Raw genomic sequence first — 18072 nt, 5'->3', positions numbered from 1 at the left:
CCCTCAATCGAACCCGAGGAACTCGAACAGGTCGCGGTCCTTCATCGGCATCGCCGAGAGCGGCTTGCCGCCGGCCCAGAGATGGGCGGCGAGACGCATGTACTCGTCGGTCACCGCGACGAGTTCCGGCGTCGGCTCCATCTCGAACAGGGTCGACTTCTTGAGGCGCGAGCGCCGGACCACGTCGAGGTCGGGGAAATGCGCGATCCGCTCCAGGCCGACGGCCGCGTTGAAGCGGTCGATCTCGTCGGTCTTGGCCGAGCGATTGGCGATGACGCCGCCGAGCCGCACCGGGTAGTTCTTCGACTTCGAATGGATCGCGGCGACGATCCGGTTCATGGCGAAGATCGAATCGAAGTCGTTGGCGGTGACGATCAGCGCCTGGTCCGCATGCTGGAGCGGCGAGGCGAAGCCGCCGCAGACCACGTCGCCGAGGACGTCGAAGATGACCACGTCGGTGTCTTCGAGAAGATGATGCTCTTTCAGGAGCTTCACCGTCTGGCCGACGACGTAGCCGCCGCAGCCGGTGCCGGCCGGCGGGCCGCCGGCCTCGACGCACATCACGCCGTTGTAGCCCTCGGCCACGAAATCCTCGATCCGCAATTCCTCGGAATGGAACTGCACCGCCTCCAGGGCATCGATCACCGTGGGGGCGAGGCGCTTCGTCAGGGTGAAGGTCGAATCGTGCTTCGGATCGCAGCCGATCTGGAGCACGCGTTTCCCGAGCTTCGAGAAGGCCACGGACAGGTTCGACGAGGTCGTCGACTTGCCGATGCCGCCCTTGCCGTAGACGGCGAAGACCTTCGCCGTGCCGATCTTCAGGCCCGGGTCGAGCTCGACCTGGAGGCTGCCTTCCTCGCGGCGCGCGGCCACGGGGTTTCGGATGGCGATGTTCATGCGGCGACCCCTGCGGTGATGCCTTCGAGACGGTCTTCGAGCTCCTCCTCGGCGCGGTCGAGCGCATCGCGCGTGGCCGCGTCGGGAGTCCAGAAACCGCGCTGGTGCGCCTCGATCAGGCGGTGGGCGACCTTGGCCGACGCGGTCGGGTTCAGGGCCGCCAGACGCTCGCGCATCTCCGGATCGAGGAGGTAAGTTTCGGTGATGCGCTGGTAGATCCAGGGCGCGACGGCGTTGGAGGTGGCCGACCAGCCCATGGTGTTGGTGAGATGCGCCTCGATCTGGCGCACGCCCTCGTAGCCGTGGCCGAGCATGCCCTCGGTCCATTTCGGGTTGAGCATGCGGGTCCGGGTCTCCAGGGAGACCTGTTCCGTGAGGGAGCGCACGACGCCCTCCCCCCTGGTCTGGTCGCTGATGAAGATCGGCACGGCCTCGCCCTTGGCGCGGGCCACCGCCCGGCCCATCCCGCCGAGACCGTCGAAGTAATGGTCGACGGAGGTCACCCCGACCTCCACCGAATCGAGGTTCTGGTAGGCGAGATCGACCTTGGCGAGCACGCTGCCCATCAGGGCGCGCTGGGCGGTGGGCCGGCCGTTGCGGCCATAGGCGAAGGACTTGCGCCGCGAGAAGGTCTCGCTGATCTCGTCCTCGTCCTCCCAGCGGCCGGATTCGACGAGGTTGTTGACGTTGGCGCCGTAGGTGCCCTCGGCGTTGGAGAACACCCGCAGGGCGGCGGTCTCCATGTCGATGCCGTGCTCCTCCATGTGGGCGAGGGCATGCTTGCGCACGAAGTTCCCCTCTGCCGGCTCGTCGGCGGTGGCCGCGAGATAGGAGGCTTCCGCCAGCAGCTTGGTCTGGAGGGGGAGCAGATCGCGAAAAATGCCCGACAGGGTCACCACCACGTCGATGCGCGGGCGGCCGAGTTCTTCGAGGGGGATCAGCGTCGCGCCGCAGAGGCGGCCGTAGCCGTCGAAGCGCGGGCTCGCGCCGATCAGGGCCAGGGCCTGGGCGATGGGGCCGCCCTCGCTCTTCAGGTTGTCGGTGCCCCACAGGACCAGGGCGATGCTCTCGGGAAGGGGCGCGCCCTCGTCGCGGTAACGGGCGAGGATGCGGGCGACCTGCCGCGTGCCGTCGGCCACCGCGAAGGCGGAGGGCAGGCGGTAGGGGTCGAAGCCGTGGATGTTGCGTCCCGTGGGCAGGACGGAGGGATTGCGCAGGAGGTCGCCGCCGGCGACCGGCGCGATGAAGCGGCCGTCGAGCGCCCGCAGCAGGGCGGGCAGCTCGTGGTCCACGGCCAGCAGGGCGTCGGTCTCGCGCAGGGTGGCGAAGGCGGCGCGGTGTTCCTCGTCGAGGGGCAGGTTTGCTGCGGCCAGCGCCCGGTCGAGGGGGGCCCCCGCCACCAGGGCCTCGATGCCGGCGCGGTCGGGCTTCAGGCCGCCCGAGGCGTCCGCCAGGGCCAGCAGCAGGTCGATCCGCTCCAGGGGCGGCGTCCCCTCCCCGACCACGTGCATTCCATGGGGGATCAGGGTGTGTTCGAGTTCGCCGAGGGCGCGTCCGAGGGCCAGGACCCTGCCGGACATGTCCCCGGACCAGGCCGGCTCGGCCGATGTCAGGTCGAGGGCGGCCCCCTGCGCCTGGATCATCTGGCCGAGGTCGCGGCGCTCGGCTTCCGCCTCCGGCTCCAGGCCGCGCCAGCGCTCGATGGAGGCCTTGAGGTCGATGAGGCCCCGGTAGAGCCCGGCCTGGGTGAGGCTCGGGGTGAGGTAGCTCACCATGGTCGCGGCCGAGCGGCGCTTGGCGATCATGCCCTCGGAGGGGTTGTTGGCGGCGTAGAGGTAGACGTTGGGCAGCGACCCGATCAGGCGCTCGGGCCAGCACGAATCCGACAGGCCGGTCTGCTTGCCGGGCATGAATTCCAGCGCCCCGTGGGTGCCGAAATGCAGAACGGCGTCGGCCCGGAAATCCTCGCGCAGGTAGCGGTAGAAGGCGGAGAAGGCGTGGGTCGGGGCAAAGCCGCGCTCGAACAGCAGCCGCATCGGGTCGCCCTCGTAGCCGAAGCCCGGCTGCACGCCGACGAAGACGTTGCCGAACTGCGCACCGAGCACGAAGATCTGCGACCCGTTGCTGTTCTGGCGCCCCGGGGCCGGGCCCCATTGCGCCTCGATCTCGGAGAGATGCCGCTCGCGGCGGACATGGTCGTCGGCCGGGATGCGGTGATGGACGTTGGCGCTGGTGCCGAAGCGGGCGGCGTTGCCGGCCAGCACCGCGTTGCGCAGGTCGTCGACGCTGTCGGGCACGGCGACGTCGTAGCCGTCGGCCTTCAGGCCCTTCAGCGTGTTGTGGAGGGACTGGTAGACCGAGAGGAAGGCGGCGGTGCCGATGCTCCCGGCATTGGGCGGGAAGCCGAACAGGACGATGGCCACCTTGCGCGCGGCCCTGTCCTTGCGGCGCAGGGAGACGAGGCGCTCGACGCGGGCGGCGAGCATGTCGGCCCGTTCGGGGTGGACGCTCATGTCGCGGGCATTGGCGCCGGGCGAGCGGCTGGAACGGCCGCCGAACACCATCGGCGCCGTGGCCCCGTCGAGTTCGGGGATCGCCACCATCATCGTGGCCTCCACGGGGGAGAGGCCGCGGTCCGAGGCCTCCCATTGCTCCACGGTCTGGAATTCGAGGGCGTGGGCGGCGAGGTAGGGGACGTCGAGGTCGCGCAGGGTGGTCTCGGCGGCGGGCGCGTCGTTGTAGGCCGGGCCGCCCACCAGAGAGAACCCGGTGAGCGAGACGAGGGCGTCGATGGCGGGCCGGCCGTTGCTCCGGAAGAAGGCGTCCACCGCCGGACGGTTGTCGAGGCCGCTGGCGAAGGCCGGCACGACACTGAGCCCGCGCGCTTCGAGGGCGGCGATGACGCCGTCGTAATGGGCGGTGTTCCCGGCGAGCACGTAGGAGCGCATCACCAGCAGGCCGACGCGGCCCTTCACCCCCGCCGACGGGACCGGCAGCCGCGAGGGATCCTCGCCGATCCGGCCCTTCATGCGCGGATGGTAGAGACCGGTCTCGGGGTAGCTCAGGGGGGCCGGCGCGGCGGCGATCCGGCGCCAGCTCTCGCGCGGCCCGGCGGCGTAGCGGCCGACGAGGAAGCGCACGAGGTTGGCGATGTTCTCGTCCGAGCCCGAGAGCCAGTATTGCAGGGTGAGGAAATAGGCCCTGACATCCTGGGCCGAGCCGGGGATGAAGCGCAGGATCTTGGGCAGCCGGCGGATCATCGCCATCTGGCGGGCGCCGTTGCCCTGGGCGCCGGTCTTGCCGCGCAGCTTCTTCAGGAATTCGAGGGCACCGCGCTTGGTGCCGTCCATGTCGAAGCGGTTGAGGCGGGTGGTCTTGACGATCTCGCTGGCCGAGAGGCAGCCGATCATCGCGTCGCAATGCGGGCGGCGGGCGAGTAGCGCCGGATGGATGGCGCGGACATGCTCGTCCATGAACAGCATGGTGGAGACCACGATGTCGGCGCGGGCGATGTCGGCCTTGCACGCGGCCAAAGCCGCCGGGTCGGTGTCCCATTCCGCCGCCGCGTGGAAGCAGAGCGTGAGCCCCGGCATCTCGTCGCGCAGCCGGTGGCGGGCACGCTCCAGGGCGCTCGCCATGTGATTGTCCATCGTCACGATGACGAGGCTGAGGGCGGGACGCTCAGCGTCCGAAATGCGCTTTGGCATCGTACAGCGTCTCGACGGTGATGAGGGGAAGCGCCCGCTCGCGGGCGAAGCGTTCGGTGTTGGCGCGGGCTTTGCCCCGCACGAAGAACGGGATCTTCTTCAGTTCCTTCTCGGCGTCTGGGGCCCAGGTGCTGTTTGCAGCGCCGGAACTCCCTCCCCCCTCTGCGGGGGAGGGTGCCTGCGGAGCAGGCGGGTGAGGGGGCGACCTCTCCGGACCCGGCGCTCCCCTCTCCCGACCCTCGCTGACGCGAGGGCCACCCTCCCCCGCAGAGGGGGGAGGGACGGGGTGGTGGCCGGGTCCGAGATGGGAGGGCGAGGCGTCGGCGTGGAACTCGGAATCCTCGCGGAACATGCCGAGCAGATGCTCTTCGAGCCCCATCATCAGGGGATGGACCCAGGTGTCGAACAGGACGTTGGCGCCCTCGAATCCCATCTGCGGCGAGTGCCGGGCGGGGAAATCCTGGACGTGGATCGGGGCCGAGATCACCGCGCAGGGCAGGCCCAGACGCTTGGCGATGTGGCGCTCCATCTGCGTGCCCAGAACCAGTTCGGCGGCGCTGGCCTGGATCGCCGCCTCCACGTCGAGGTAATCGTCGGTGATCGTCGCCTCGATGCCGTGGAGCGCCGCCTCGGCCCGGATCTCGCGGGCGAATTCGCGGGCATAGCTGCCGAGACCCACCACCTTGAAGCCGAGTTCGGTGGCGGCGACCCGGGCGGCGGCGAGGGCATGGGTGGCGTCGCCGAAGATGAAGACGCGCTTGCCCGTGAGATAGGTCGAATCGACCGAGCGCGAGTACCAGGGCAGCCGCGAGGGTGCGCCGGACAGGACCGGGGCCGGATCGACGCCGGCGATCGCCGCCACCTCCTCCACGAAGCGGATCGTGGCGGCGACGCCGATCGGCACGGTCTCGACCATCGGCTGGCCGAAGGTCTTTTGGAGGTGCTGCCCGGTGGCGCGCGCGATCTCGGGATAGAGCACCACGTTGAAATCGGCTTCGCCGAGGCGGCCGAGATCGGCGGGACTCGCACCGAGCGGCGCCACCAGGTTCACGTCGATGCCGAGGGCGTCGAGAAGCTTCCGGATCTCGACGAGGTCGTCGCGATGGCGGAAGCCCAGGGCGGTGGGGCCGAGGATGTTGCAGGACGGGCGTCGCCCGGCCTTCCCGACCGCCTCCGCCCTGGGGCCGCACAGAGTCCGGACCAGGCGATAGAAGGTCTCCGAGGCGCCCCAGTTCTCCTTCTTCTGGTAGGCGGGCAGGTCCAGCGGGATGACCGGGATCGGCAGGGCCAGGGCCTTGGCGAGACCGCCGGGATCGTCCTGGATCAGCTCCGCCGTGCAGGAGGCGCCGACGATCATCGCCTCGGGGCGGAATCGCTCGTAGGCGGCCGCGACCGCGTTCTTGAAGATCTCGGCGGTGTCGGAGCCGAGGTCACGTGCCTGGAAGGTGGTGTAGGTCACCGGCGGGCGGGCATCGCGCCGCTCGATCATGGTGAACAGCAGGTCGGCATAGGTGTCGCCCTGGGGGGCGTGCAGCACGTAGTGCAGGCCGCGCATGGCGGTGGCGACGCGCATGGCGCCGATATGGGGCGGTCCCTCGTAGGTCCAGACGGTGAGCTGCATCGGGCTACACCTCCAGCCGGGTACGGCGGACGAGGGGCCGGGCGAACAGCTCGGCGAGGTCGCCGGCCTGGTCGTAGCCCTGGATCGGGGTGAACAGCAGCTCGATCGACCATTTGGTGGCGAGCCCTTCCGCCTCCAGCGGGTTGGCGAGGCCGAGCCCGCAGACGGTGAGGTCGGGCCGGGCCTGCCGGCACCGGTCCATCTGGGCGTCGAGGCTCTGCCCCTCCACGATCCGGGTGCCGCGCGGCAGCAGGGCCATCTCGCGATCGAGATGCCCGCGATGGAGATAGGGGGTGCCGACCTCCACCAGTTCGGCGCCCATCTCCCGCGAGAGGAAGCGCGCCAGGGGGATTTCCAGCTGCGAATCGGGAAAGAAGAAGATCCGGCGTTGCGTCAGCATCGCCCGGTAGGGGGCGAGGGCCTGGTCGGCCCGGCGCAGCCCCGGCGCCGTGGCGGCAGCGAACCGTCCCGCCTCCACGCCGAAGGCATCCGCCGCCGCCTTGAGCCAGCCCGTGGTGCCCTCCGCGCCCAGGGGGAACGGCGCGGCGAGCCGCGTGGCGCCGCGCTCGTCCAGGACCCGCGCCGTGTCCGTCAGGAAGGGCTGGGCCAGGAGGTAGCGGGTGTTCGGTCCCACCGGGGGCATCGCGCCGGCCCGGCGCGCGGGCAGGAACCGAACGGGGCCGATTCCCATCTCCGAGAAGATCCGGGCGAACTGGTCCTCGACGACGTCGGCGAGCGCCCCGACCACGAGGAGCGCGGGCTCGGCCTGCTCCGCCTCGGCCGGCATCTCGGGCACGAGGGAGGCGAGGCAGGCATCCTCCCCTTGCGTGAAGGTGGTCTCGATGCCGCTGCCGGAATAGCTCAGCACCCGCACGTCGGGCGCGAGGCTGCGCGACAGCCTCTGGGCGGCGCGCGACAGGTCGAGCTTGATCACTTCCGAGGGGCACGACCCCACCAGGAACAGGAGCTTGATCTCGGGCCGGCGCGCCACGAGGCGGCCCACCACCGCGTCGAGTTCGTCGTTCATGTCGGCGAGGCCGGCGAGGTCGCGCTCGTCCATGATGGCGGTGGCGAAGCGCGGCTCGGCGAAGATCATCACCCCGGCCGCCGACTGGATGAGATGCGCGCAGGTGCGCGAGCCGACCACGAGGAAGAAGGCGTCCTGGATCTTGCGGTGAAGCCAGACGATGCCGGTGAGCCCGCAGAACACCGCCCGCTGGCCGCGTTCCTGCCGGATCTCGAGTCCGCGCTCGTTCTCGAAGGCCGTGAGGGGAGCGTGGGCATTCATCGTGCGCCCTCCGTGGAGAGGGTGCCGCGGGGCGAGGCCTGCAGCCGGGCGGCCCGCAGCTTCAGCAGGAACTGCGCGGCGTTGACGGCGTAGGAGGCGTAGGCCGCCAGCGCCAGGAGCATCAGCCCCGTCGTGTCGAGGGCGCCCGTGGCGAGCGCCGCGAGATAGGCGGTGTGGAGGGCCAGCACGAGCATGCTGACCATGTCCTCCCAGTAGAAAGCCGGGGCGAACAGGTAGCGCCCGAAGACGTCCTTCTCCCAGATCGAGCCGGTGACCATGATCGCGTAGAGGACGAGGGTCTTGACCACGATGGAGGCGTTGGCGGCCGACGCGCCCTCCCCCGTCGCCAAGGTGCGCAGGACGAGGCCGAGGCTGACGAGGAAGACCAGGAACTGCAGCGGCGCGAGGATGCCCTGCACCAGGGTCCAGGCGGAGGCGTCGCGCCGGGCGCGCTCGGCCGGCGAATAGAGAGGTCGTCTCGGCTGGCCTCCTCTTGCAGGCATCGGCTCCACCCCGTCTCGACCCGGCCCCGCATGGTCGGAGGCCTGTTGAGAGGGAGGTTATGAACCCGCCGGAAGAGTGTCAAGCTAGCTTTACGTCGTTTTCTTTTTACAAACTTGATGCAGAATAATGTGAGAGTCAGGATTGCCAAATCGTTGGTAAGCGGTATCGTCTAGGTCAAGGCCCGCTTGTAACGGTTTTCATGTCGCAGGCAGCGTCAGAGACATAGACAAGTCGATGATGCGAAGTTCGACACTTAAGATCGAGCTGGATCAAGAAGCCGTCAGCAACATTGGGAGGTTCCAATGGATGACGTCAGTTCGCTTCGGGCAGCCTCGATGTTTGAAAGATCGTCCGGCGAGGTCCATCCGCAACGCAATAATGAATTATATCCGGACCGGCCGTTTCTCGATCGGACTCGGGCCTGGAACAGCGATCTCGCCAGCGTGGTCGAAGCCGAGATCATCCCGCGGTTGATGCTGGCCCATCGGGCCGACCCGCGCTCGGAGCGCCCCGGCATCCTGCCGACACCGGACCAGATCGCCGAATTCGCCGCCCTGGTGCTCGAGCCCGATTGCGAGGACGTGGAGGGCCGGATCGTCGTCCTCATCGAGGACGGCCTCGCCCTCGACAGCCTGCTCCTCGACCTCCTCGCCCCCACGGCGCGCCATCTCGGCCACCTGTGGGAGGAGGATCTCTGCGATTTCGCGGAGCTCACCATCGCCATGGGGCGCCTGCAGCGCATTATGCACGACCTCACCGCCCGGTTCCGTTCGGAGCCGGCCCCGGACCCGCACGGGCGCAGCATCTTCCTGATGACCTGCCCGGGCGAGACGCACAGCTTCGGCCTTTCCCTCATCGAGCGCTTCTTCCGCGATGCCGGATGGGACGTCACGTGCGCGGCGCACGATCTCCATCCCGACCCGATCCGGACCGCCCGCACCGGCTGGTTCGACGTGATCGGGGTGTCGCTCGGGTCCGAAACCCTCCTTCCGGCCCTGGCGCGCATGGTGGCGGAGCTGCGGCGCGCCTCGCGCAATCCCTCGGTTCGTGTCATGGTCGGTGGGCCGATCTTCACCGAAAACCCCGATCATTCGGTTCTCGTCGGCGCTGACGCGACGGCGAGCGATGCCCGTGTCGCCATTTCCATCGCCGAGAGCTTGCTTGATCCGCGGGCCAGACCCTGCTGAAAGACCGGCTCGACGTCGTCACACCGTGGTGATCCTTGACCAGTCTGGCACTCCCTGCAGCGGCGGAAACGTTCGCAGCGCTTCGCAAAACCCTCGGTCCCCTCGATGCGGAGGCGGCCGGGCTCCTCGTCGCCGCGGCGACGGACCTCGCGTTGGTCATCGACGCGGATGGGGTGATCCGCGATGCGGCCTTCGGCAATGCCGACTTCACCGACGAGGGCTGCGAGACCTGGCTCGGCCAGCTCTGGATGGACACGGTCAGCGTCGAGAGCCGGCCCAAGATCGCCGCCCTCCTGCGTGACGCGGCCCCCGGCGCGGTCACGCGCTGGCGCCAGGTGAACCATCCCTCCGCCACCGGCATCGACCTGCCCGTCCGCTACTCGGCCCTGCGCCTGGAGACCGGCGGCCCGGTGATCGTCATCGGCCGCAACCTGCGCGCCATGGCGGCGCTGCAGCGCAAGCTCGCCGAGACCCAGCAGGCGCTGGAACGCGACTACCTGCGCCTGCGCGGCGCCGAGACCCGCTACCGCCTGCTGTTCCAGCTCGCCGGCGAGCCGGTCCTGGTGGTGGATGCCGCCACGCGCCGGGTCACCGAGGTGAACCCGGCCGCCGCCCGCCTCATCGGCCGCGCGGAGAAGCGCATCATCGGTCAGGACGTGGTGGACCTGTTCGATGCGGGCAGTACCCGCGAGCTCGAATCGCTCTTCGCCGGCCTGCGCGTGACCGGACAGGCGGGCGATCTCGTCGCCCGGCTCGGCAACGGTCGCGGCGAGACCCGCGTCGCCGCCTCGCTGTTCCGGCAGGAGAACGCCACCAGCGCCCTGCTGCGGCTGTCGGCCGAGCCTTCCGACGCGGCTCCCCCGAGCCGGACGGGGGCCTCGGCCCTCGACGTGATCCAGAGCCTGCCGGAGGGCTTCGTCGTCACCGACCCGCAGCGGCGCATCCTCGCGGCCAACGCCGCATTCCTCGATCTGGTGCAGCTCGCCACCGAGGAGCAGGTGCGCGGCGAACCCCTCGACCGCTGGCTCGGACGCGAGGAGACCGAGGCCGCCGCTCTGTTCTCCACCCTCGGCCACCATGGCTCCGTACGCCACTACGCCACGAGCCTGCGCGGCGAGTACGGGTCGGTGGAGGAGGTCGAGGTCGCCGCCGTGTCGGTCCCCGACGGCGGTCAGCCCTGCCTCGGCTTCACCATCCGCTCCACCCCCCGCCGCACCGCCGCCGCCCCCGGCGGGCGGGAGCTGCCGCGGTCCGTCGAGCAGATGACCGAGCTGGTCGGGCGGGTTTCCATGAAGAACCTCGTGCGCGAATCGACGGATCTGATCGAGCGCCTCTGTATTGAGGCCGCCCTGCGCATCACCCGCGACAACCGCGCCTCGGCCGCCGAGATGCTGGGCCTCAGCCGGCAGGGACTCTACGCCAAGCTGCGCCGCTACGGGATCGGCGATCTCGACGGGCCGGAGGCGGCCGACGACGAATGACCCGGTCCGACCGGCGACCTGCGTCCGACTGTCGCCTTTATTTGTCGGCCTCCGTGTAAATCAAACTTGACACACCGCGACGACGGAACCTAGCTTCGACGTCATGGCAACGTCGGTTTCCCCCGCTTCTTCCGCCATCCGCGGACTGCCCGCCCCCAGCGCCCTGCTGGAGCTGTTGAAGCCGATCACCTGGTTCGCGCCGATGTGGGCCTTCGCCTGCGGGGTGGTCTCCTCAGGGGTGCCGGCGAGCGGGCACTGGCCGGTCATCGTCGCCGGGATCGTTCTCGCCGGCCCCCTGGTCTGCGCCACCTCCCAGGCGGCCAACGACTGGTACGACCGCCATGTCGACGCCATCAACGAACCGAACCGGCCGATCCCGTCCGGCCGCATGCCGGGGCGCTCCGGCCTCTACGTCGCCCTGGCCTGGACCGGGCTGTCGCTCCTCGTGGCGGCGGTCCTCGGCCCCTGGATCCTCGGGGCGGCGATGTTCGGGCTCGTCCTCGCCTGGGTGTACAGCGCGCCGCCCCTGCGGCTGAAGCAGAACGGCTGGTGGGGCAACGCCGCGGTGGGGCTCTGCTACGAGGGCCTGCCCTGGTTCACCGGTGCGGCCGTGATGGCCGGGGCGCTGCCGGACGGCCGCGTCCTGATCCTGGCCCTGCTCTATTCCCTCGGTGCCCACGGCATCATGACCCTCAACGACTTCAAGTCGGTGGAGGGAGACCGGCGCATGGGCCTCGCCTCGCTGCCGGTGCAGCTGGGAACGGATTGGGCGGCCCGCCTCGCCTGCCTGGTGATGGCGCTGCCGCAGGTGGTCGTCATCCTCTGTCTCTCCGCCTGGGACCGGCCCTGGCACGCCACCATGATCGGGCTCCTCCTCATGATGCAGCTCGTCCTGATGGTGCCCCTGCTCCAGAGCCCCCGCGAGAAGGCCGCCTGGTACAACGGCACCGGCACCACCCTCTACGTGCTGGGCATGCTGGTGGCGGCCTTCGCCGTGCGGGCCCTCGCGCAGGCGGGAGCCGCGTGATGGCGTCGACCATGGGCTGGCTCGCCATCGTCCGCCTCGGCCTCGTGCAGACGGCGCTGGGTGCCGTGGTCGTCCTCATGACCTCGACCCTCAACCGGGTCATGGTGGTGGAACTCGCTTTGCCGGCGATGATTCCCGGCGCCCTCGTGACCCTCCATTACGCCGTGCAGGTCCTGCGCCCGCGCTGGGGCTACGGCTCGGATGTGGGCGGGCGCCGCACGCCCTGGATCGTCGGCGGCATGGCCGCGCTCTGCCTCGGCGGCTTCGGCGCGGCGGCGGCGACCGCCCTCATGGAAACCCATCTCTCCGCCGGCATCGCCCTCGCGATCCTGTCCTTCCTCACCGTGGGCATGGGTGCGGGTGCCGCGGGCACTTCCCTCCTCGTGCTCCTGGCGGGCGGCGTCGAGGCGCGCCGCCGGGGGGCTGCGGCGACCATCGTCTGGGTGATGATGATCGCGGGCTTCGCCATCACCGCGCCGATCGCCGGACATTTCCTGGATCCGTTTTCCGGCGCCCGGCTGGTGGCCGTGTCGGGGACGGTCTCGCTCCTCGCCTTCCTCCTGGCCGTGCTCGCGGTCGGCGGCATCGAGCCGGAGCGGGCGCCTCCGGGCCATGCGGAGAGAGCCCCGAAGCGGCCGTTCCGCGAGGTGCTGGCACGGGTTTGGTCCGAGCCGGCCTCGCGCCGCTTCACCGTCTTCATCTTCGTGGCGATGCTGGCCTACAGCGCGCAGGAGCTCATCCTCGAACCCTTCGCCGGCCTCGTCTTCGCGATGACGCCCGGCGTCACCACCAAGCTTTCGGGCCTGCAGCATGGCGGCGTGCTCGCCGGCATGCTCACGGTGGCCGGCCTCACCATGGGGATCGGCGGCCCGTATCTCGGCTCGCTCAAGCTGTGGACCGCCACCGGCTGCGCCGGTTCGGCCCTGGCGCTGGCGGGAATCGCCGGCGGCGGCCTCATCGGGCCGGACTTTCCCCTGCCCGTCGCGGTCTTCGCCCTCGGCCTGTTCAACGGCATGTTCGCCGTGGCCGCCATCGGCTCGATGATGGGTCTGGCGGGGGCCGGCGGCGAGGCCGAGCGCGGCACCCGGATGGGGGTCTGGGGCGCGGCCCAGGGCGTCGCCTTCGGGGCCGGCGGCTTCCTCGGGACCATGGCGGTGGACCTCGCCCGCCTCGTCAGCCCCGAGCCGGTCCATGCCTATGCCGCCGTGTTTTTGGCCGAGGCGGCCCTGTTCCTCGTGGGAGCCCTCCTCGCTCTCAGGATCGAGCACGCGAGCGCCACGCTGTTGCGGCGTGCCGCCCGCCCGCGACGGCCCGTGCTTCAACCCCGCTATCGCTGAGGTGAGTCCCATGCCGGAGCCGGAGACCTTCGACGTCGTGGTGGTGGGGGGCGGCCCGGCCGGGGCCACCGCCGCCACCGATCTCGCCCGGATGGGGCGCCGCGTCCTGCTCCTCGACAAGCCGGGCCGGATCAAGCCCTGCGGCGGCGCGATTCCTCCGCGCCTGATCCGCGACTTCGCGATTCCCGACCATCTGCTCGTCGCCCGCGTGCGCTCGGCGCGGATGGTCTCGCCCAAGGACAAGCGGGTGGACATGCCCATTGGCGACGGCTTCGTCGGGATGGTCGACCGCGAGCATTTCGATCCCTGGCTGCGCGACCGCGCCGCCCTGGCCGGAGCCGACCACCGCCCCGGCAGCTTCACCCGCATCGTCCGCGACGACGACGGCGGGGCGGTGGTGCATTACCGCTCCGGCGATGCGGAGCACCGGGTCCGCACCCGCCTCGTCATCGGCGCGGACGGCGCGAGTTCCGTGGTCGGGCGGGCCGAGATTCCCGGCCACGCGGCGATGAAACAGGTTTTTGCCTATCACGAGATCGTCCGGCGGCCGGCGGATGGGAGCGGCGATGTCGAGGGGACGCGCTGCGACGTCTACTATCAGGGCAAGCTCTCGCCGGACTTCTACGCCTGGGTCTTCCCCCATGGCGACACGATCAGCATCGGCACCGGCAGCGCCCGCAAGGGCTTCTCCCTGCGCGGGGCGATCCGCTCGTTACGCGCCTCCACCGGCCTCGATGCCGGGGAGACCCTGCGCCGCGAGGGCGCGCCGCTGCCGCTGAAACCCTTGAGGCGCTGGGACAATGGCCGCGACGTGCTCCTCACCGGGGACGCCGCCGGCATCGTCGCCCCGGCCTCGGGTGAGGGCATCTACTACGCCATGCTCGGCGGCCGTCTCGCGGCGGAGGCGGCCGACACCTTCCTCGCCACCGGCAAGGCCGCCTCCCTGGCCCTTGCCCGGCGCCGCTTCATGCGCCTGCACGGTCGCGTCTTCCTGATCCTGCGGATGATGCAATGGGTCTGGTATCGCAACGATTCCCTGCGTGAGCGCTTTGTCTCCATCTGTAAGGACAAGGACGTCCAGCAGCTCACCTGGGATTCCTACATGAACAAGGAGCTGGTGCGGGCAAAGCCCGCCGCCCATGTGCGGATCTTCTTCAAGGATCTGGCGCACCTGTTCCGGTGGGTCTCCCCGTGATCGGCGGGTTCGAGACCGGCCCGATCGTGGTCGCGGCGGGTGCGGCCCTCGTCACCGCCCTGGCCGGCGGGCTCCTGACGACGACCGGCCCCTGGTATCACTCCCTGCGGCGTCCGTCATGGAAGCCGCCGGACTGGGCCTTCGGCCCGGTCTGGACCACGATCTTCACCCTCACGGCGATCTCCGCCGTGATCGCCTGGCATGCGGATGCCGGAACCTCGGCGCGCGCCGCCTTGCTGGCCGCCTATGGCGTCAACCTCGTCCTCAACATCGCCTGGAGCGGTCTCTTCTTTCGCCTGCGCCGGCCGGATTGGGCCTATCTCGAGGTGATCGCCCTGTGGCTCTCCATCGTGGCGCTGATCGCGGTGACGGCCCAGGTCTCGGGGATCGCGGCGCTTCTGCTCGCGCCCTACCTCGCCTGGGTCAGCGTCGCGACCCTGCTCAACCGGGCGATCGTGCGGCTGAACGGGCCGTTCGGCGAGGCCCGGCCCGCTCGCGGCATCGGGAGCCGGGCATGATTCCGGATGGGGCGACCATGACGGCTTTGTTCGCCTCCGGGCGGATCATCGACGCCATCCTCGGTCTCGTGGCCCTGGAGGCCGCGACCCTCGTCGCGTGGCGCGTCCACCGGGGAGGCCGCTTCGCCCTCACGCCCCTGATCTGCAGCCTCGCCTCGGGCGCGGCGCTGATGCTGGCGGTCCGCGCCGCGCTGATCGGGTCGGATTGGACGGTGGTGGCGCTCTGCCTCTTTGCCTCTCTGATGGCGCATCTCGGGGAGGTCGCGTGGCGCATGTTCGGGGGGTCGCGTGGCGCATCCGATCCGGCCATGCCCGATCTTCGCCAACCGGGCAGACCGGTCACGAGGCGTGCCTGAACGACAGATGTTCCGTCCTGGGTTTCATGAGTGGAGAACCGGCTTCATGCGTCGCATATCTGCCTTCCTGCTCGGTTCGGCCGGTCTCCTCGCCGCCGCGACCGGTGTCTCCTCCCAAGCATCGGCCCAGGATGCGGAACAGATCAAGCGGGGCGAATACTTGGCGACGGCGGGCGATTGCGTCGCCTGCCATTCCGCGCCGGGCGGCAAGCCCTTTGCCGGGAACTACGTCCTCAACACGCCGATCGGCAAGATCCGCACGCCGAACCTCACACCGGACGATGAGACCGGGCTCGGCAAATGGACCGCCGACGACTTCTACCGCGCCCTGCACGAGGGGATCGACAACGAGGGCAGCTACCTCTACCCGGCCTTCCCCTTTGCTTGGTACACCAAAGTCACGCGCGACGATTCCGATGCGATCTTTGCTTACCTGCGCTCCCTCGAACCGGTGAAGGAGCCACGCAAGCCTTCCGAAATCCCGTTCCCGTTCAATATTCGGACCGCACTCATCACCTGGCGCACCGCGTTCTTCACCGCGGGCGAGTTCAAGCCGGACCCGAACGCCAGCGCCGAGGTCAATCGCGGCGGCTACCTCGTGGAGGGGCTCGGCCATTGCGGCATGTGCCACAACGCCAACAAGATCGTCGGAAACAGCGGGCTGGCCGGAAAACTCGGCGGCGGCGTGATCGACGGCTGGTATGCCCCCAACATCACCCCCGACGACCACACCGGCATCGGCTCCTGGACTGACGAACAAGTGGTCACATACCTCAAAACCGGCGCCGCTCCGGGCAATCAGCCGGGCGTCGCCGCCGGGCCGATGCGTCAGACCATCGAGGAATCCCTCTCCAAGCTGACGGATGCCGACCTGAAGGCGATGGTCGCCTACCTGCGCACGCAGAAAGCCAAGGAAAGCTATAAAGTCAAGGATATTCAGGCCTTTAACCAGGCTGATGCGCCGGGCGCGGCGACCTATCTCAGCTATTGCTCCTCCTGCCACAAGCCGGACGGCAGGGGTGTCGAGGGGGCGATCCCGGCGCTCGCCGGCAACACCTCCGTCCAGGCGGAAGGCCCGGAGACGGTGATCCGCGTCATCCTCGGCGGACTCGCCGCCCAGAACGGCTACGCGCCGATGCCGGCGGTGGGGGCGGGCATGACGGACCAGGAGGTCGCCGACGTGACCGATTACATCCGCAACGCCTGGGGCAACAACGCCCCCGTCATCGCCGAGCGCGGCATCGTCGGCACCGCCCGCGCCGCCACGCAGACCATGCTGGCGGGAACGGCATCCTGCGCCGCCATCGCCCAACCGGATGTGGCCAAGGCCATCGCCGACGCGGGCGCCGCCACGGGCCTGAAGGGGTTGGCGCAGGAGAACTTCATTCCGGTCGTCGACGCTCTGCTCCCCAAGGTGAAGGCCGCGGCCGGAGGCGCCAAGGACGATGACATCGTCAACGGACTGACCACGGCGTTCTGCCAAGCCGCCCGCGACGACCCGGCCTACGGCAAGCCCGGCTGGCACGCGGTGATCGGAAGCTTCTCCAGCGTCGTTTACAGCCAGATCAGGAACCCCGAAAAGCGAGCTGCCCTGCCGGCTCCCGCCGGTGCCGTGCCGACGCCGTGATCGATACGGGGCGTCGGCGTCCTCTTCGGCGCAAATTGAAGACTGCGTGCCTGCCGATGTTGATGATGGCAGAGCGGTCGAAGTGGCCGCAGGTGATAATACAGACAGATAAGTCCTCAGGTGGAATGATGGCTGGCGGCTTTATCGTCCGTCGACTTGATCGTCGAGCTATGGTCTATACGAATGTGACCTTTGGGTAACAGCTGACGTCACGATTAGGAGGCCGAGGGAATGGGATCCGGTGCTGGTGCGTCGATGAAGGAGAGCTTGCTCGAATGCGGCGCTTTCCCTGTCGCGCTCCCGGAAGAGGCACTGGATGATTCACGGTTTCCGCTACGCGACCTCCACGCTTGGTCTCACTCTGTTCGTCGGCATTGGCCTGACGACCGTCGCCTCCGGGCCGGCTCAGGCCGGTTCGGCGGCGCAACCCGGGCAGACGGTCGGCCTTCCCGTCGGCGCCCAGCTCCCCGTCGGCCTGTACTTCGTCAACACGTCGAGCTTCGGCGTCCGTGACACCCGACCGCTCGATTCGGAATCAAACATCAACCTGCCCACCTTCCTCTGGGCGACGCCGTGGAATCTGCTGGGTGCGCGGCTCAACCTTGCGGCGATCCAGCCGGTGGTGGCCTCGAGTCCACGCGGCACGCCATACCAGAGCGGCATCGGCCAGCCCCTGCTTGCAGCCCAGCTCGCTTGGAATCTCGGCAACGATGTCGGGGTGAGCTATCTCTTCGGCGGATACTTGCCGATCGAGACGGATTTTCTAACCCAGAACGCGTCGCTGAGCCACCGTTTTGCCGCGACCTATAGCGGCAACGGCTTTAACCTAACCGCGAACCTGCTCTACGGGATCTTCGTTGATCCCGTGACCGCGCAGGGCGTGGTCTATCCCGACTATCTCAACCTGGATCTCACCGCGACGAAAAAGTTCGGAAAGTGGGAGGTCGGTCCGGTGGCCTTCGCCTCCACCGATCTTCCCACGCGCTTCCCCGGCTATCGCCGTCAGGGCCAGATCGCGGTGGGCGGCCTCGTCGGCTATAACTTCGGGTCTGTGAACGTGCAGGCCTACGTCACCCGGGATGTGGCGGAGCGCAATTACGGCGGAAGGGAAACCCGCGGCTGGCTGCGCTTGATCGTGCCGATCTACAAGGAGAGCACAAACTCGGCGGCGCCCTCCATCCCGCTGAGTGGACGGCAATCCCTGCGGTAGGCATCGTCACGGCGTAATGACGGGAACGTGGCGCGGCCCCGCCACCCCGCGCCGCGGGCAAGGGTGGCACCTTCGAGACACGTCCGGGGGTTACCGTAAACTGCCCATTAATCCGAC

General features: G+C 69.3%; 14 protein-coding genes. 9 read left to right on the top strand and 5 right to left on the bottom strand.

What is annotated here, in order from left to right; genetic code table 11:
* Positions 1-3: 3 nt before the first annotated feature.
* Genes bchL through bchF form a run of 5 tightly spaced genes read right to left on the bottom strand, consistent with a single transcriptional unit; the run spans position 4 to position 8016 of the window.
* Positions 4-897, bottom strand: a complete 894-nt coding sequence (bchL, locus tag MKK51_RS03090; RefSeq protein WP_243974901.1) for a ferredoxin:protochlorophyllide reductase (ATP-dependent) iron-sulfur ATP-binding protein — start codon at positions 895-897, stop codon at positions 4-6.
* On the bottom strand, positions 894-4604 hold the full coding sequence (locus MKK51_RS03085; protein ID WP_243974900.1) for a magnesium chelatase subunit H: 3711 nt from the start codon (positions 4602-4604) through the stop codon (positions 894-896). Before MKK51_RS03085 ends, bchL begins: the two co-directional genes overlap by 4 nt.
* Positions 4579-6225 (bottom strand): ferredoxin:protochlorophyllide reductase (ATP-dependent) subunit B, encoded by a 1647-nt coding sequence (gene bchB / locus MKK51_RS03080; protein ID WP_243974899.1) that lies wholly within the window; start codon positions 6223-6225, stop codon positions 4579-4581. The genes MKK51_RS03085 and bchB overlap by 26 nt, the downstream gene beginning before the upstream one ends.
* A 4-nt stretch (positions 6226-6229) precedes the next feature.
* A complete protein-coding gene (locus MKK51_RS03075; protein ID WP_243974898.1) occupies positions 6230-7513 on the bottom strand; it encodes a ferredoxin:protochlorophyllide reductase (ATP-dependent) subunit N in 1284 nt (427 codons plus the stop codon).
* Positions 7510-8016 carry a 2-vinyl bacteriochlorophyllide hydratase gene (gene bchF / locus MKK51_RS03070; RefSeq protein WP_243974897.1) on the bottom strand — a complete coding sequence of 169 codons (507 nt, stop codon included), beginning with the start codon at positions 8014-8016 and terminating at the stop codon, positions 7510-7512. The genes MKK51_RS03075 and bchF overlap by 4 nt, the downstream gene beginning before the upstream one ends.
* A gap of 444 nt (positions 8017-8460) precedes the next feature.
* On the opposite strand from bchF, the gene MKK51_RS03065 reads away from it, so the two are divergent.
* The 9 genes from MKK51_RS03065 to MKK51_RS03025 all read left to right on the top strand — a co-directional run bounded on the left by MKK51_RS03065 (position 8461) and on the right by MKK51_RS03025 (position 17955).
* Positions 8461-9204, top strand: coding sequence for a B12-binding domain-containing protein (locus MKK51_RS03065; RefSeq protein WP_243974896.1), 744 nt, complete (start codon positions 8461-8463; stop codon positions 9202-9204).
* Between the two features lie 35 nt (positions 9205-9239).
* Positions 9240-10685 (top strand): transcriptional regulator PpsR, encoded by a 1446-nt coding sequence (gene ppsR / locus MKK51_RS03060; protein WP_243974895.1) that lies wholly within the window; start codon positions 9240-9242, stop codon positions 10683-10685.
* A gap of 103 nt (positions 10686-10788) precedes the next feature.
* A complete protein-coding gene (gene chlG / locus MKK51_RS03055) occupies positions 10789-11712 on the top strand; it encodes a chlorophyll synthase ChlG (protein ID WP_243974894.1) in 924 nt (307 codons plus the stop codon).
* Entirely contained in the window at positions 11712-13049 is a 1338-nt protein-coding gene (locus tag MKK51_RS03050; protein WP_243974892.1) for a BCD family MFS transporter, read from the top strand. Before chlG ends, MKK51_RS03050 begins: the two co-directional genes overlap by 1 nt.
* Positions 13050-13059: 10 nt before the next feature.
* Positions 13060-14244, top strand: a complete 1185-nt coding sequence (locus tag MKK51_RS03045) for a geranylgeranyl diphosphate reductase (RefSeq protein ID WP_243974891.1) — start codon at positions 13060-13062, stop codon at positions 14242-14244.
* On the top strand, positions 14241-14762 hold the full coding sequence (locus MKK51_RS03040) for a TspO/MBR family protein (protein WP_243974889.1): 522 nt from the start codon (positions 14241-14243) through the stop codon (positions 14760-14762). Before MKK51_RS03045 ends, MKK51_RS03040 begins: the two co-directional genes overlap by 4 nt.
* 17 nt (positions 14763-14779) lie before the next feature.
* Positions 14780-15118 carry a hypothetical protein gene (locus MKK51_RS03035; RefSeq protein ID WP_243974887.1) on the top strand — a complete coding sequence of 113 codons (339 nt, stop codon included), beginning with the start codon at positions 14780-14782 and terminating at the stop codon, positions 15116-15118.
* Positions 15119-15164: 46 nt separating this feature from the next.
* A complete protein-coding gene (locus MKK51_RS03030) occupies positions 15165-16745 on the top strand; it encodes a c-type cytochrome (RefSeq protein WP_243974886.1) in 1581 nt (526 codons plus the stop codon).
* A gap of 316 nt (positions 16746-17061) precedes the next feature.
* Entirely contained in the window at positions 17062-17955 is an 894-nt protein-coding gene (locus MKK51_RS03025; protein ID WP_243974885.1) for a transporter, read from the top strand.
* Positions 17956-18072 lie beyond the last annotated feature (117 nt).

The organism is Methylobacterium sp. E-045 (assembly GCF_022829685.1).
Lineage (GTDB): Bacteria > Pseudomonadota > Alphaproteobacteria > Rhizobiales > Beijerinckiaceae > Methylobacterium.
Note: the sequence above shows the minus strand (reverse complement) of the source record. Positions and strands in the feature narration are given on the sequence as shown.